The sequence below is a fragment of the Pseudomonas sp. JV245A genome (assembly GCF_032424515.1).
Classification (GTDB): Bacteria; Pseudomonadota; Gammaproteobacteria; order Pseudomonadales; family Pseudomonadaceae; genus Aquipseudomonas; species Aquipseudomonas protegens.
Window position 1 is genome coordinate 1 of sequence record NZ_VYKE01000126.1, and the last position, 15,600, is coordinate 15,600.

General features: G+C 62.6%; 15 protein-coding genes. 10 read left to right on the plus strand and 5 right to left on the minus strand.

The features are described 5' to 3' along the window. Positions 1-35: 35 nt before the first annotated feature. Positions 36-1,196 (plus strand): MFS transporter, encoded by a 1,161-nt coding sequence (locus tag F6S12_RS24560; protein WP_315869400.1) that lies wholly within the window; start codon positions 36-38, stop codon positions 1,194-1,196. 98 nt (positions 1,197-1,294) lie between these two features. Here the strand turns inward: F6S12_RS24560 and F6S12_RS24565 are convergent, their stop codons facing one another. Further along, positions 1,295-1,567 (minus strand): hypothetical protein, encoded by a 273-nt coding sequence (locus F6S12_RS24565; RefSeq protein ID WP_011063248.1) that lies wholly within the window; start codon positions 1,565-1,567, stop codon positions 1,295-1,297. Between the two features lie 224 nt (positions 1,568-1,791). On the opposite strand from F6S12_RS24565, the gene F6S12_RS24570 reads away from it, so the two are divergent. The 4 genes from F6S12_RS24570 to F6S12_RS24585 all read left to right on the plus strand — a co-directional run bounded on the left by F6S12_RS24570 (position 1,792) and on the right by F6S12_RS24585 (position 6,423). Next, positions 1,792-2,502, plus strand: a complete 711-nt coding sequence (locus F6S12_RS24570) for a response regulator (RefSeq protein WP_011063247.1) — start codon at positions 1,792-1,794, stop codon at positions 2,500-2,502. Continuing rightward, on the plus strand, positions 2,499-3,839 hold the full coding sequence (locus F6S12_RS24575; protein ID WP_011063246.1) for an ATP-binding protein: 1,341 nt from the start codon (positions 2,499-2,501) through the stop codon (positions 3,837-3,839). The genes F6S12_RS24570 and F6S12_RS24575 overlap by 4 nt, the downstream gene beginning before the upstream one ends. A 455-nt stretch (positions 3,840-4,294) precedes the next feature. Further along, entirely contained in the window at positions 4,295-5,008 is a 714-nt protein-coding gene (locus F6S12_RS24580) for a phosphatase PAP2 family protein (protein ID WP_315869401.1), read from the plus strand. 59 nt (positions 5,009-5,067) lie between these two features. Further along, complete coding sequence (locus tag F6S12_RS24585) at positions 5,068-6,423, plus strand: OprD family outer membrane porin (protein WP_123472928.1); 1,356 nt, start codon at positions 5,068-5,070, stop codon at positions 6,421-6,423. 13 nt (positions 6,424-6,436) lie between these two features. On the opposite strand, the gene F6S12_RS24590 is transcribed toward F6S12_RS24585, so the two are convergent. Further along, positions 6,437-7,174 (minus strand): hypothetical protein, encoded by a 738-nt coding sequence (locus tag F6S12_RS24590; protein ID WP_011063242.1) that lies wholly within the window; start codon positions 7,172-7,174, stop codon positions 6,437-6,439. Positions 7,175-7,223: 49 nt separating this feature from the next. Then, a complete protein-coding gene (locus F6S12_RS24595) occupies positions 7,224-8,069 on the minus strand; it encodes a helix-turn-helix domain-containing protein (protein ID WP_011063241.1) in 846 nt (281 codons plus the stop codon). Positions 8,070-8,153: 84 nt separating this feature from the next. On the opposite strand from F6S12_RS24595, the gene F6S12_RS24600 reads away from it, so the two are divergent. The 4 genes from F6S12_RS24600 (at position 8,154) to F6S12_RS24615 (ending at position 12,531) form a co-directional block, all read left to right on the plus strand. Next, complete coding sequence (locus F6S12_RS24600) at positions 8,154-8,777, plus strand: glutathione S-transferase family protein (protein ID WP_011063240.1); 624 nt, start codon at positions 8,154-8,156, stop codon at positions 8,775-8,777. Between the two features lie 127 nt (positions 8,778-8,904). Continuing rightward, positions 8,905-10,248 carry a SidA/IucD/PvdA family monooxygenase gene (locus F6S12_RS24605; protein WP_019094258.1) on the plus strand — a complete coding sequence of 448 codons (1,344 nt, stop codon included), beginning with the start codon at positions 8,905-8,907 and terminating at the stop codon, positions 10,246-10,248. Positions 10,249-10,313: 65 nt separating this feature from the next. Continuing rightward, on the plus strand, positions 10,314-11,636 hold the full coding sequence (gene ectB, locus F6S12_RS24610) for a diaminobutyrate--2-oxoglutarate transaminase (RefSeq protein ID WP_011063238.1): 1,323 nt from the start codon (positions 10,314-10,316) through the stop codon (positions 11,634-11,636). Continuing rightward, positions 11,626-12,531 carry a DMT family transporter gene (locus F6S12_RS24615; protein ID WP_011063237.1) on the plus strand — a complete coding sequence of 302 codons (906 nt, stop codon included), beginning with the start codon at positions 11,626-11,628 and terminating at the stop codon, positions 12,529-12,531. The genes ectB and F6S12_RS24615 overlap by 11 nt, the downstream gene beginning before the upstream one ends. A 96-nt stretch (positions 12,532-12,627) precedes the next feature. Here F6S12_RS24615 and ppk2 read toward each other — a convergent pair whose 3' ends face one another. Then, positions 12,628-13,524: a polyphosphate kinase 2 gene (ppk2, locus tag F6S12_RS24620; RefSeq protein WP_315869403.1), complete on the minus strand. Its 897-nt coding sequence runs from the start codon at positions 13,522-13,524 to the stop codon at positions 12,628-12,630. A gap of 426 nt (positions 13,525-13,950) precedes the next feature. Between ppk2 and F6S12_RS24625 the strand changes: the two genes are divergently transcribed. Beyond that, the gene (locus F6S12_RS24625; protein ID WP_015636885.1) at positions 13,951-14,619 is read left to right on the plus strand and encodes a M35 family metallo-endopeptidase; all 669 of its coding nucleotides are present in this window, start codon (positions 13,951-13,953) and stop codon (positions 14,617-14,619) included. Positions 14,620-14,847: 228 nt separating this feature from the next. On the opposite strand, the gene F6S12_RS24630 is transcribed toward F6S12_RS24625, so the two are convergent. After that, complete coding sequence (locus F6S12_RS24630) at positions 14,848-15,495, minus strand: restriction endonuclease (RefSeq protein WP_315869402.1); 648 nt, start codon at positions 15,493-15,495, stop codon at positions 14,848-14,850. Positions 15,496-15,600: the final 105 nt, after the last annotated feature.

Genomic DNA, 15,600 nt, shown 5'->3' on the forward strand with positions numbered 1-15,600 from the left:
CTGAACGCCGTTCATGACCTGCCGGTTTGCCTGCCATGCCCGATACCCACGCCCGCACCACCGATAAGGCTTCCGCCCGCGCCGCCTCGATCCTCGGCCTGTGCCTGCCCGGCGACACCTTGCTCTACCTGTTGCTGCCCATGCAGCACGAGGCCTTCGGCGTGACCCTGGCCGAAGCCGGCCTGTTGCTGGCAGCCAACCGCCTGGTGCGGATCTTCGGCTACAGCCATGTGATGCGCTTCTACGCCCGGCGCGGTGATCGCCCGGTTTGCGTATTGGCCGCCGCCACCGCCGCCCTCTGTGCCCTGGGTTACGCCACCTTGTCCGGCTTTTGGTGGCTGCTGCTGTTGCGCCTGGGCTGGGGCCTGACCTACGCGGCCCTCAACCTTTCAACCCAGGTCATGGCCACCGCCGAGCCCACGGGCGCCGCCCGCCGCACCGGCCGCTCCCGGGCGCTGATCGCCACCGGGCCGATGCTGGCCTTGCCCCTGGGAGCGCTGGTCAGCGTCGAATATGGCCCGCGAGTGATCTTCCTTCTTATGGTCCTGACGTCGCTGGTCGCTCTGCTCCTGGCCTTCGGCCTGCCGAGCAAGCCCCATCCACTGGCCAGTTCCAGCCGCCGTTTTCAGCGCCCCGACAGCGTGGCGTTGTGGTCCTTTATCGAAGGGCTGGTGCTGGATGGTCTGTTCATCATTGGCCTGTCGCTGCAGGCCGAGCAGCTGATGGCGGGCAATGCGGTGCTGGTGGCGGGCGGGCTTCTGGCCCTGCGCTACGTTTCGGAAATGCTCCTGAGCCCCCTGGGCGGCCTCGCTGCACAACGCTGGGGCGCGACGCGGATGTTGATCGTCTTCTCCCTGCTGACCTCTGTGGCCCTGGTGGGCTTTGGTTGCCATTGGCTGATTGTCGGCGGCGCCCTGGTGCTGGTGTTGCGGGCCCTGCAATTGCCGCTGGTGGTCACGGTGGTTGCACAGCGGCATCCGGGGGCGGGCAGGGTGCGGGCCCTGGCGGCCAATGCGGTGTGGCGGGATATCGGCGCCGGGGTCGGGCCCTTGATCGCCGGCTTGCTGCTGCCGGTGGCGTCCACGGTGTGGGTGTATTCGCTGGCGGCGGGGTGTCTGGCGGTGAGTGCGTTGGCGTGTCGAGAGGTTGGTGTTCGTGGGGAGGCGGGCAGACAGGCGTCTGCCGAAGAGACTTAGGGGCGCCTCTGTGGCCACGGCCAGTCAGATCAGTTAGCGGAGTTCTGTAGGGGCGAGCTTGCGCGCGATCGTCACGAGCAAGCTCGCTCCTACAGGCCTCAGGCCGAGGCCTTGTGTTCTTCTCCGCGTTCAATGCTCTGCGGCTGGCCCTGCTCGATCACCCAGCGCAGCAGGTCGGTCACCGACACCCGATGCTTGCGCTCCACCCACTCCATGCCCTCGGGGCTGTAGTGCTCGCTGTAGCGGGTCAGCACCAGGTGATTCTGGTCTTCAGACATACGCAGGCTGACTTCGCGGCAATGCAGGCTGGCGTTGTCGAGCTTGGTCACGCGTTGCAGCAGCATCAGGGCGTGTTGTTCGCAGGTGGGCATGGGCAGCTCCTTTGCGGCAAGAGGGGCTGGGGCCGAGGCGGGTTTGAGCAGGCGCATGGTCAGGGTTCTCCAGCAAGGGGAAGCCGATGCTGGCAGGTGAACCTTGCGCAAAGATGTCTGCTTTATTGCGTGGCTGAAGGTTTGTTACCACGTTGAAATATATGACGGGCCGCGCCGAATGGTTTTAGATAACGGCTCTTTCCGACCTTGAGTGATGCCTGCTGGTGAGCCGTCTTTTGATCGTGGACGACGACATTGAAGTCCTCGCTCTGCTGAAGAAATTTTTTGTCCAACAGGGCTACCAGGTGGTGGTGGCCACCGATGGTGCGTCGCTGTGGGCGGCTCTGGAGCGGGAGGTTCCGGACCTGATCATCCTCGACCTGATGCTCCCCGGCGACAACGGCCTGACCCTGTGCCAGCGCTTGCGCCAGCAGCACGCCACGCCGGTGATCATGCTCACCGCCATGGGCGAGTTGAGCGACCGGGTGGTGGGCCTGGAGATGGGCGCCGACGATTACCTGAGCAAGCCCTTCGATGCCCGCGAACTGCTGGCCCGGGTACGGGCGGTGCTGCGCCGGGCCGGGGAGAACCGGCCGGTGAGCGCGGACGTGCCGCGGCCGCTGATCAAGTTCGCCGACTGGCAGCTGGACCTGACTCGCCGCGAACTGCGCTCGCCGGACCAGGTGATGATTCCGCTGTCGGCGGGGGAGTTCGACCTGCTGCTGGTGTTTGTCGAGCACCCGCAGCGCATCCTCACCCGCGAGCAGCTGCTGGACCTGGCCCGGGGCCAGGCCCATGACGCCTTCGATCGCAGCATCGATGTCCAGGTCAGCCGCCTGCGGCGCAAGCTGGAGTTCGACACCAAGCGCCCGGCGATGATTCGCACGGTACGCAACGGCGGCTATCTGTTCACCCCCAGCGTGACCCGCCAGTGAAGCTGATCAAGCCCTTGTGGCGTTATCGCCTGCGCGACACCGTGGCGCGCTGGATCGCCCTGACCATCATCATGGCCATGCTCACGGCCCTGGCGTTCAATGCACTGTTCGTGCAGTTGGCCGGGGTCTGGGCTTATCCGCCACTGGCGGAAACCGGGTTGCTGGAGAAGTCCGCGGCCATCGTGCGCATGGTCGAGGCCTCGGAGCCGGGCCAGCGCTCGCGGTTGGCGGCTTCGGTCAGCACCGATCACCTGAGCATTGTCTGGCAGGCGACACGGCAGGGCCTGGATCTGCCGCTGCTGGAAGACTCCGAATACCGCGACGGCTCCGAGGCGTTTCGCGCCTTGCTCGGCCCACCGCAGCGGCATATCGAGGCCTATCAGCCCAGCGACTGGCGAAGCGACCAAGGTCGCTACGCGCTGCTGGTGCAGTTGAGCGACCAAAGCTGGCTGATGTTTTCTTCGGCGTCACGCAGTTGGGGGCTGGAGGAGGGCACGCGCAACCTGATCGTAATTGCCCTGGTGCTGATTTCCACCGGCCTGGTGGCCTTGATTGCCACTCGCCGGCTGGCCAAGCCGCTGCAGCAGTTCGCCCAGGGCGCCCGGCGCTTTGCCGTGGACTTTCGCGCGCCGCCCATCGATCCGGTGGGGCCCCACGAGATCCGTCAGGCGATTCTTGCCTTTAACGCCATGCAGGCGCAGTTGCAGCACTTCATCAAGGACCGCACCCAGATGCTCGCGGCCATCTCCCATGACCTGCGCACACCGCTGACCCGCATGCGCCTGCGCGGTGAGTTCATCGAGGATGCCGACCAGCAGCAGCGCCTGTTCCGCGATGTGGATGAGATGCAGGCGATGATCAATTCGGCCCTGGAGTTCTTCCGCGACGATGCGCGGCTGGAGCAGGCCACCCATTTCGACCTGGCCGAACTGTTGCAGACCCTGGTGGACGACTACCGCGACCAGTCCATGGAAATCCTCTTCACCGGGCCGCCGCGTCTGGTGTATTGCGGCCGGCCCCTGGGGCTCAAGCGGGTGATGACCAACCTGCTGGACAACGCGCTCAAGTACGGTGCGCAGCCAGCCATCGCGCTGGAACAGGGGGCGGATCAGGTGCGGGTACGCGTGCTCGATCGTGGCCCGGGGATTCCACCCGAGGCTCTGGAACAGGTGTTTGCACCATTCTTCCGGCTGGAGAGCTCGCGCAACAAGAGCACCGGCGGCGTGGGCCTGGGGCTATCGGCAGCACGGGCCATTGTCCGCGAACACGGCGGCGAGTTGCGGCTGTTCAATCGTGAAGGCGGTGGGCTGGAGGCGCGGGTGGAGTTGCCGCTGTAGCCGCTGCCGCAGTTGAGGGTTTGCGTCAGAGCTCCATTGCCTCCTGCCCTGGCCCGCTGGGCTTTTTTTCAAGCTGCCCGTAGCGTGACTTGCGCCATCCTGCATTTGCAGGATGGTTTCTGCCCTGATGCGCCGGGATACTCGATCAGGCACTACCGCGCCCCTGGGCGCACCCTCGCCGAAACCGATAACAACAAGAACGGTGGGCACCATGAACGCAACCCTGGTCGTCCGGAACGCGCCTGCCGCCTGGACATTGATCGATCCGCCTGTGCAGTACCTGGCCCCGGGCCAAGGTTCTGAACATCACGTCTTCCGCTGTTCGTCCACTGGCATGCGCCAGACATCACGGCCTCAAGCGCCGCCCTGAGTTTGTCCTTCCTGCAATCGCACTTCTCTGTCTGTGGCCTCTGTCGCGGGCCGCTATTGCTCGTCCCAAAGAAAGGATCTGCTTCATGACTGGTAAACCTTTAGCCATGCTGGGCGCTATTTTGCTGATCGTCAGTCTTGGCAGTCATGCGGCGCAGCCGCCGGTGCAGCCCTACCTGGCGCCTCAGGCGCTGGATCTGGCGGCCTTCCTGCCTCCACCACCACTTGCCGGCAGCTCCGAGGACCGCCAGGACCTGGAGGCCGTACTGCTGGTCCAGGGCCAACGCACGCCGCAGCAGGTGGCGCAGGCCAAACGCGACGATCATCTGAGCGACGCGGTATTTCCCTTTGCCGGGGAGATTTTCGGGCCGCAGTTCACTCTCGACCGGCACCCGCTGACTGCGCAGTTCTTCCGCCGCACCCTCAAGGACCTGGTGCAGACCCTGATGCCTGCCAAGGCCCATTTCGCCCGCCCCCGGCCTTATGAGCTGAGCGCCGAGGTAAAGCCGGTGCTGGCGCCGCCGATGGGCGAGTCCTACCCCAGCGGGCACACCATGGATGCCTACCTGAGCGCCATTCTCCTGGCGCGGATGGTCCCGGAAAAGCGTGACGAGCTGTTTGCACGGGCCGCTGCCGCGGGGCAAAGCCGAGTGGTGGCCGGGGTGCATTACCCCACGGACCTTGAAGGGGGGCGGATCTCGGCGGTGGCCCTGGCCGTCGAGCTGCTGCACAACCCTGAGGCCCTTGACGACTTCAACCGGGCCCGGCGCGAACTGCGCGCCACCCTGGCCCTGGATTGACCTCCTATCCCTGAGCGCCGGCTACGGGCGGCGCTCCTTCACTGACAAGGAACAGTGCCATGTCCGTGTATCGCACAAGCATTGTGCTGCTGGGGTTGTGGCTGGGCCCGGGCGGTATCAGCCAGGCTGGAGATGAGAACTGGGAGGAGCTGTTCACCGAGGGCGAGGCCCGGATGTTTTTCGATAACCAGTACTTCGCCCGGGATTACCGCAACGGGCCCAACAACAGTGGCCGTAACCGCTACAAACCGCGTAGTGAGCGCAATGGTTATCGCCAGGAGTGGGGCCAGTCGGTGCAGCTGTATTACCGTTCCGGTTTTACCCCCGGGCTTCTGGGCCTGGGGTTCGATGCCTTTGCCATGCAGGCCTTCAAGCTCGACAGTGGCGGTGGGCGCACCGGCACCGGCACCCTGGCGCTGGACGGCAAGGGGCATCCGCGGGACAGCCATGGCAAGGTTGGCGGTGCCCTCAAGCTCAAGGTGGCTGAGGCACAGCTGCGTTATGGCAATTTCACCACCCAGGCGCCGGTACTGGCGGCCAACAACAGCCGGATCATTCCCGGGATGGCCTACGGCTGGCAGTTGCAGCGCGACTGGGACGGGCTGAGCCTGGAAGCGGCGCGGCTGAGTGCCTTGTCCGGCCCCACCGAAAGCAAGGCCCGAGGCGGGATTTCCACGGTATACGGACGTTTGTCCGGGGCGCGGATCAATATCGACAGCGCCCAGTACCTGGGGCTGAACTACAGGGGCGAGCAATGGCGCGGGGCTTATTACCTGGGGCAACTGGAGGACGTCTGGACCCAGCATTACCTCAACCTGGGCCACACCCTGGAACTGGCTGGCGAGCGCAGCCTGAGCAACACCTTCAACCTGTATCGCACCCGGGATAGCGGCGCCTCGTTGTTTGGCCCCATCGACAACCTGATCGCCTCCCATGCCCTGGCGTACCGTTTCGATGCCCATCGCTTGACCCTGGCCTACCAGCGCTCGTTTTCGGATACCCCGTTCGACTACATAGGTTTCGGAGACGGCCAGACCGGGCAATCCATCGTCCTGGCCAACTCCGCGCCCTACTCGGATTTCAACGGGCCACGGGAACGCTCCTGGCAATTGCGTTACGACCAGCGCCTGGCCTGGCTTGGGCTGCCGGACCTGAACCTGGGGCTGCGTTATCAGCGGGGCTGGGGAGTGGATGGCAGTCATGCCCCGGCCAACAGCATCTACCGTGGCCTGTATGGCGAAGATGGCCGTCATCACGAAACCGACCTGGATTTGAGCTACACCTTCAGCAGCGGTTCGCTGAAGGGCCTGCACCTGCGGGCCACGCAGATCTGGCATCGAGGCAACAGCGCCCAGGCCGATGGTTCCATCGACCAGTTGCGGATTCGCGTGCAGTATCCGCTGGCGCTGTTCTGAAGGGGGGGGGAACTCAGGACCAGTCGAAGCAGAACAGCACCAGCCCTTCCACCGGTTCGTAGAACATCACGATGAGGTCGGCGCCGCTGATTCCGTAGTGGCTGGCCGGTACGCTGAGCGCGTGCTCGAAGCGCCGGCCCGCGGGGCTCAAGGGCCAGACGTCGATGTCGCCGCTGTCATCCGTGGCTTCGACGATATCCATGGGAAATTCCACGGTTTCCACCCAGTTGCCATAGCCCTCGGCGATGCCGGCCATCTGATCGATGAAGGTCATGTGGTAGTCGCTGTCCTCCGGCCAGGTCAGGCGGCCGAGTTCCTGGTAGCGCTGGCGCGAAGCCTGGTAGGTGGCGTGCTCTTGGGCGTAATGGCGTTGCAGGCTGGCCCGCACGTTGCGCCGGGGCTCGGGCAGATCGGCATTGCCCGGGTGCAGGAAGAAGTAGCGCGGGTCGCCGCACAGGCGGTAGCGGCCGTTCTCGATCTTGAAGCCGATCCAGTTGGTCTTCAGCAGTTCGCTGCCAAAGCCGCAGTCTGCCGTCAATTCGCCTACCAGCCCCTCATCGGGTTCGATGGGGCTCAGCAGGTGCAGGCGCCCGGACCAGCCGGGGTTGATCAGGTTGGCGTCGATGGACAGCAGCGGCAGCAGGTGCTCGGCCAGTTCCTGCTGGTCGGCGACGAACACCTCCTGGGCATCGGGGTAGGCGACGGCGCCGGCCGGCAGTTGGGTGCATTCCGGGGTCTGGATCGTGGGCATACAGCGGGTCCTTGCTCAAACGGGAACAACAGGGAAAGAAGGCCGCGCCTCAGGCGCGGCTGTTACGGAAACTGCCGGGGGTAATGCCCACCACCTTCTTGAAGGCGCGGGTCATGTGGCTCTGATCGAAGAAGCCGCAGCTGAACGAGGCTTCCGCCAGGCTGGCGCCGGTGCGCAGCAGGTTCTGCACCTGGGCCACGCGCTTCTGGATCTGGTAGCTGTGGGGCGAGACGCCGACGGTCTTCTTGAACACGCGGATCAGGTAAAGCGGGTCCATGTCCACCAGTTGCGCCAGTTCTTCCAGGGGAATGTGCCGGGCGTATTCGTCTTCGAGCTTCTTCTTGATGAACTTGACGGCGCTGCGCTCGGCGCTGGCGATGGCGGCAATGGGGGCGCCGCTGCGTTCGAAGAGTTGGGTCACCAGGTCCAGGAGGATGGATTCGCGCTCCAGGCTGGGTGGGGAATTTTCGATGATCTGGTGTTGCTGGAGGAAGGTCAGGGCAAAGCTGGGGTCCAGGTTCAGGGCATTCTGGAACAGATGGATGTGCTCGGCGCCGAAGCGGCCCTGGAAAATCACCCGGTTGACCCAGCCCGGGTCGAGGTAAAGCATGCGGTACATCCAGCCCTGGTCATGCCCGGGGAGGCCGTCATGAATTTCCCCCGGGGTGATGGTGACCACACTGCCGGCGCTGCCCAGGTAGTAGCTGCCTCTATAGAAGAGTTTTTCCACCCCGCTGCTTATAACGCCTACTGCATACCGATCATGTGAATGCCTGCCAAAAGACTGAGTACTGTAACGCGCCGATAACAACTCACAGTCGCCTTCTGGTATTCGCCAAAACTGCACGAAATCCTTGTCTGGCCTAAAGACTTTGCCGGGTTGGTGCTCATCCATGAGTTTGTCCAGTTTTGTGCAATACGTTGGAAAAGAGGGCCGCTAAATTTAGCACCCATTTCACAACGCGAGCTAGGGGAAGTGATGCCTACAAAACTAGTTATTGGGGATTACAAAAAGTCTTCATGGTCATTTCGTGCATGGCTGGTTCTTGTAACGGCAGACGTCTCCTTCGAGACCCTTCAGGTCAAGCTGGAACAGGATGACACCCGCCAGCAGATCCTGCGCTATTCGCCCTCGGGCAAGGTGCCGGCACTGCTGCTGGACAAGGTGGTGATCAACGACAGCCTGGCCATCTGCGAGTACGTTGCCGGTGCCTATCCGGCGGCCAACCTGTGGCCCCAGGACCCGCTGGTCAAGGCCCAGGCCCGCGCTGCCGCGGCGGAAATGCACTCCGGGTTCGTCAACCTGCGTACCCAGATGTCCTTCGGCCTGAACACCGGCGATACCCCCGAGCCGCTGACCGCCGACACCCAGGAAGAGATCCAGCGGATCTTCGACATCTGGACCAACCTGCGCCACGCCAGCGGCTCCAAGCAGTTCCTGTGCGGCGACTTCGGCATCGTCGATGCCATGTTCGTACCGGTGGTGTTCCGCTTCCGTCGTTATGGCGTGGCGGTGCCGGCACAACTTCAGGCTTATGTCGAACAAGTTCTGGCCTACCCGCCAGTACAAAAGTGGCTGAAGTTGGCTGCGGAAGAAGTTTGAAAAAGCCGAACTATTTATAACGAATAACGCTAACTAAAAATTAATGGCTATTTGACGGAAGGCAGAAAAGACCCTGGTGTTTTTTCTGCTTTTTCGAGTCTGACTTTTGTTGCAGGAAGGGGAATTTATGAGTGTTCATAAAGTGACTGCCAAGGATGTTGGCCGTGAAGGGCAAGTTTACGACGTGATCGGCATCGGTTTTGGCCCGGCGAACATCGCCCTGGCCATCGCCATGGAAGAGATGGAATTTGCCGGCACCCGGCTGTTTCTCGAGCGTCACGCGAGCACTCAATGGCAGCCGGAGATGATGCTCTCCGGCAGCGATATCCAGAACCACCCGAGCCGTGATCTGGTAACGCCGCGCAACCCGCGCAGCCGCTACACCTTCACCAACTTCCTGTTCGAGAACGACCGCCTGTTCGAACACCTGAACCTGGGCCTGGAGTTCCCCCTGCGCAGCGAGTTCGCCGAGTACGTACGCTGGGTTGCCGGCTTTTTCGCCCGGGACGTGGCCTACAACCAGAGCGTGAGCCAGATCCAGGTCGACCCGGCCAGCAACCTCTACACCATCACCACCCAGGCCGGCGTGCAGTACCAGGCGCGCTCCGTGGTCCTGGCCCCGGGCCGCACCCCGGTGATTCCGCAGGTGTTCGCCAACGCCGCGGCGGACCGGGTGTTCCACCTGACCCAGTACCTGGGGCGCCTGGCCAGCCTGGCGCAGAAGGGTGAGCTCAAGCGCGTGGCGGTGGTCGGCGGCAGCCAGAGCGCCATCGAAATCATCCTGCACCTGCGCCACACCTACCCGAACCTGGAAATCGTCAGCGTGCAGCGCGGCTACGGCTTCCGCCTCAAGGACACCAGCCAGTTCAGCGAGCACGTGTACTTCCCGTCCTTCGTCGACCAGTACTACAACAGCTCCGCCGAGGCGAAGAAGAACATCAACCGCCACCTGCACTACACCAACTATTCCGCTGCCGATGCCGACGTAATCAAGGAACTCTACGTGGGCATGTATGAGGACAAGCTGCAGGGCCGCGAGCGCGTGATCATCAAGGGGCTCAGCGAGATCCAGGGCTGCACGCCGGACGGCGAGGGCTACAGCCTGTCGCTGCGCAACAGCAGCACCCACGCCACCGAGGAGCTGGGCGGGCTGGACGCGATCGTCCTGGCCACGGGTTTTCGCAACCTCGGCACCGGCCCCCAGGAAGAACGCTACCCGGCGATCCTCAAGGACCTGGCCGAACACCTGGAGAGCGACGCTCAGGGCGTGATCCGCATCGGGCGCGACTACAGCCTGGCCGCAGCCAAGGGCAGCCATCTGCCCGCGTTGTACCTCAATGGTCTGTGCGAATCCTCCCACGGCTATGGCGATGCCGGCTCCTTCAGCCTGCTGTCGCTGCGCTCGCGGGACATTTTCAACTCGCTGAACCAGCAACTGGGCCTGGCCCAGGCTGCAGAAAAGATCGCTTGAGCCGCTGCATCGAATCCTGAACCTCGACCCCTTTATGTGAGCAGGCAGCAATGGATATTTCAGAAATGGATGAGTTGGGCGTATTTGCGGATGTGGAGTCTTCGGCGCGCAGTTACTGCCGCAGCTTTCCGGTGGTCTTCGACCAGGCCCAGGGCAGTCATCTGTATGACCTGAAAGGCCAGGCCTATATCGACTTCCTGAGCTGCGCCGGGTCCGTGAACTATGGCCACAACCCCAAGGCGGTGAAGGCCGCGGTGATCGACTACCTGCAACGGGACGGCATCCAGGCCGCCCTGGACATGCACAGCCGGGCCAAGCAGGAGTTCATCTACAACTTCCGCAAGATCATCCTGGCGCCCCGGGCCCTGCCCTACAAAATGCAATTCACCTCGCCCACCGGCACCAGCGTGGTGGAGTCGGCGGTCAAACTGGCGCGCAAGGTCACCGGGCGCCGGCACATCGTGGCCTTCACCAACGGCTTCCACGGCATGTCCAACACCTCCCTGGGGCTGACCGGCAACCGTGACAACCGCCAGCCAGGGGTGGATCCCTATGTGTTCCGCATGCCGTTCGACGGTTACCTGGAAGGCCTGGATTCCATCGCCTACTTCGAGCGCCTGGTCAAGGACAACAGTTCCGGCATGGACCTGCCGGCAGCGGTGATCCTGGAAACCATCCAGGGCGAAGGCGGGATCAACGTGGCTTCGGCAGAGTTCCTGCAGCGCCTGCGCCAGCTGACCGCCGAGCACGGCATCCTGCTGATCGTCGACGACATCCAGGCCGGCTGCGGCCGCACCGGGACCTTCTTCAGCTTCGAGCCCTCGGGCATCACCCCGGACATGGTCTGCCTGTCCAAGTCCCTCAGCGGCTACGGCTTGCCTTTCGCCCTGCTGCTGCATCGCCCGGAACTGGACCAATGGTCCCCTGGCGAGGACAACGGCACTTTCCGCGGCAACACCCTGGCCTTTGTCGCCGCCACCAAGACCGTGCAGGAGTTCTGGAGCGATGACCGCCTGGTCAAGCACATCCAGGCCAACGAAGCACAGCTCAAGGAGTGGCTGGCTGAGGTGACCGAACGCTTCGCCGGGCATATCAAGGATGTGCGCGGACGCGGGCTGTTCTACGGCATCGAGTTCCACGACCCGGCCCAGGCCGCCGCGGTGATGCGTGCCTGCTTCGCCCGCCGCCTGATCATCGAGCGCTGCGGTCCGGTGGACCAGGTACTCAAGCTGATGCCGGCGCTGACCATCAGCAGCGAAACGCTGCAGGCCGGCCTGGCGAGCATTTTCGACGCCATGCAACAGGTGCTGGAGCAGGGCAAGTTAAGTGACCCGGACCAGGACGTCGATCCTCTGGTCTTCATTAATGGAGTCGCGCATGTCGACTAATACCAACCGCGCCATCATCGAGCTGACCATTGGTGGCTTGATGCTCAGCCTGTCGGCGCTGGCGGTGGCCTTTGCCCACATCGGCGCCGGTGGGGCCGGGTTCTACCGCATGCTGTTCGCCTCGATCCTGTTCTTCCTGCTGCTCAAGGTGCGGCGCATCCCGGTGCTGCTCAAGAGCGCCAAGGCGCAGCTGTACACGGCCCTGGCCGGGGTGTTCCTGGCCATCGACCTGGTGCTCTGGCACCAGAGCATCTACATCGTCGGCCCGGGCATCGGTTCGATCCTGACCAATTGCCAGGTGTTCTTCATGACCCTGCTGGGGCTGTACCTGCTCAAGGAGAAGCCGTCGATCTACTTCCTGATCTCCATCACCCTGGCGTTTATCGGCCTGTACCTGTTGCTGCTGCCGGAAATGACCAGTGCAGTGGGCATCAAGGGTGTGGTCTATGGCGTGCTCTCGGGCCTGGCCTACGCCATTTGCGTGTATTTCCTCAAGGTCAACACGCAGTTGCCTGACGGTGGGGGCGACAAGATCGCACAGATGCTCAACCTGAGCCTGTGGGCCGCGCTGGTGCTGCTGGTGTATGCCCTGGCCATGGGGGAAAGCCTGGCCATCGTCGATGGGCAGACCCTGGTGATGCTGATCATCTACGGGGTGATGGTGCAATTCGTGGGTTGGTTGCTGGTCAACCGATCCATCGGTGCCATCAGCCTGGGCCTGGCGGGGCTGATCCTGCTGCTGGAGCCGGTGATCACCTACTTCGTCGATGTGGCTTTTCTCGGCAAGGCCAGCTCGGCGCTGCAGATCGCGGGTGCGCTGCTGACCATCTTTGCGGTGTACATCGGCTCTATCAAACCACCGGAGAAGGTGACGCCGGTGACCGAGGCTGCCTGAGGCCTCGAGCTGATCCAGTGCTCTGATTCATAGATCCGCTCGACTTTTGCTGCGCACAGACCCGCCTGTCTGCGCGCAGTTTTTTTTGCCCGGAATTCAGGCTGACAAGGCCAGGCGCGTGGTTCGCGGATCTGTCGCAGCCTGGGCCTGGGTGCCTTCATCCTCTTCCAGTACACGCGAGGCGCGGCCCACCAGCAATGGGTCCGGGGCATGGGCGACTTTCAGGTCCTTGCCCGGGTAGTCCAGCTCGTGCAGGAAGTGGCGGATACAGTTGATTCGCGCGCGCTTCTTGTCATCGGACTTGATCACCGTCCAAGGGGCATCGGCGGTGTCGGTGTGGAAGAACATCGCCTGTTTGGCGGCGGTGTACTCGTCCCACTTGTCCAGGGACTTGATGTCGATGGGCGATAGCTTCCAGTGCTTGAGCGGGTCGTCCCGACGGGAGATGAAGCGGCGCAGCTGTTCTTCGCGGTTCACCGAGAACCAGAACTTGAACATCAGGATGCCGCTGTTGCACAGCATGCGCTCCAGCTCCGGGGTCTGGCGCATGAACTCCAGGTATTGCAGGGGCGAGCAGAACTCCATCACCCGTTCCACCCCGGCGCGGTTGTACCAGGAGCGGTCGAAGAAGACCATTTCCCCGGCGGTGGGCAGGTGCTGGATATAGCGCTGGAAGTACCACTGGCCCTTTTCCTGTTCCGAGGGCTTTTCCAGGGCCACGATCCGCGCGCCGCGGGGGTTGAGGTGTTCCATGAAGCGCTTGATGGTGCCGCCCTTGCCAGCAGCGTCACGGCCTTCGAACAGCACCACGATGCGCTGCCCGGTTTCCTTGACCCAGCTTTGCACCTTGAGCAGTTCGATCTGCAGTTCGTTCTTGGCCTTTTCGTACTCGGCGCGGCGCATGCGGTTGCGGTACGGATAATTGCCCGGCAGCGCAGCGGACACGCTGTCTTCGTTGGAGCCGCGCGGCGCGCTGGCCACCTGCAGGGCCATGGGCTTCTGGCTGATGGCGCTGATTTCGGCCTCGGCGGCTTTCACCGGTGCAGCCTTGCTCGCTGTGCGTGGGCGACGCGGGCGCGGCGTTGCGGGTTTGCGCGGGGTGCTCTTGGCAGGGCTGGCGGAGCTGGCTTCCGGCAAGGCTTTGGGCTGGGTGCGGAGGGTGGATTCTTCACTCATATAAGGAGGGCCTGTGCGTCTCGTTCAAATGTTCACTTACAAGTGTATGGCCCTCAAACGTCGGCTCTTTGACCTCCATCAAGGATGTGCCCGAGAGATGCTTGTATCAGGCGCGCGGGGCCCTGGCGCCGGCTACGGAAGCAATTCCTGCTGATGCACCGCGAGCCTCGGGAATCCAATGCGAGTGTCGCCCCTGGCAGGGGGAGCGACATTCCTCGGAACCTGCATGGAAGGATGCTGAATATGGATACTGATACCGTTGTTCATTCAAGCCGCCGTCGTCTGGCGCGTCGCTGGCAAAATCTGTTGCTGCTACTGGGCCTGGGTGCGCTGGCGCAATCGGCGCTCGCCATCAACGTGGCGTTTGACGGTTCCTGTGCCACCCAGGCTGACCGTACCGCGGTGAGCAATGCCGTGGCCGTCGCTACTACCTGGTCGACCAATGCCTACAACCAGGTCAACAACAATGAAGCGACCTTTCGCCGCAATCAGGACCTGGCCTACCGGACCTGGTTCGGTACCTTCAGCCAGGATCGCTACCAGCGGGTGCGTGCAGTGCTCGACGGGGTGCGTTTCAAGCTCAACAGTGGCAACACCCTGACGGCCTATTGCCGGGTCAACCCGAATGACCCTTGCGACGCGCCCGGGGATATCGCCGCCACCTACGTCAACGCCCGCGGGGACGTGCAGGCCTGGTTCTGCACGGCATTCTTTGCCCTGCCGCCGCGCGTGGGTTTCGATACCCAGGCCGGTACCGTGGTGCATGAACTGACCCATTCCATTGGCCACACCACCGATATCCCCGGCGCCTACGGCGTGGCGGGATCGCAGAACCTGGGAGCCAACCGCCCGAGCGACGCGGTGGAGAATGCCGACAACTACGAGTACTACGTGGAGGACTTGTACGACTGAGCAGGGCGGGAAAGAGGCCCGCAACGGGAGGTGTGCGCCGTGCTGGCACTTTTCTGCAGGCGAAAAAAAAGACCTTGGATTTCAAGGTCTTTTTCATGTTTGGTGCCCGAGGGAGACTGGAGTGTTCCATATGGGCTGCGGCTTGCAGAGCTATTTTAAGCGCTGGGATACAGGCAGGGATACATAAGTCTAACCGCTAGCTGTTTGCGCATGGGTATTGTCGCGTTCTTAGTAAGGCTCCGCGTGAATCAGAATTAGTGGGCCGTAATGTATATTTTCTCGTCTCATTGCTTCAGTCGTATGCGATCCACAGTAGTCGCAGCAGAGTTGGTGATTGACCTGGTGTGTCCGGGGATCGGTGAACGGAATCAGATAGATATTGCCTGCCGTGTGCCCACAGTCGCAGTCATTACCTTCAAGGGCTGGGGCCAAGCGTTCCCATGACTTGGGGAAATATTGGCGAATCAAAAGATAAAAATCAGGGCTTCCTACGAGTATCGATTCGATTTCGCGATCAGTGAAAACCTTAAGGCCAGCATGCGTATTCGCTTGAACGCGGTTAAAAGACTGTAATAGTCCCGAAGAGAGTGGTCGGTTATAGACAAACATGAACCCGTTGCATCGAAACTCTCTGAGTCGGTGATCCTTAGCCTCATCATCGTCAACTCCAACGGTCCCACTGCTTCGGTGCTTACAGCTCACCAGCCAGCGATATTTACCACCAAAATTCACATTCTCGGATGCGATGAAATCCCTGCCGCCGTCTGGCCCTACCGCACATCGATCCTCTATCACTAGTCCCAATTTCTCGACGAACGCCATAGCAAAGCGCTCCCAGTCCTGATGGTAAGTCACTTCATTAAAGTCGATGAGCATCTTCTCTTCCTTAGGCTAAACGCTTGGTGATTCGTGATGATCCCACATGGCAGACCTACTGGGGACCCTGGGAGGAATACGTTGGTACGGGGTCGGAAACCCGCG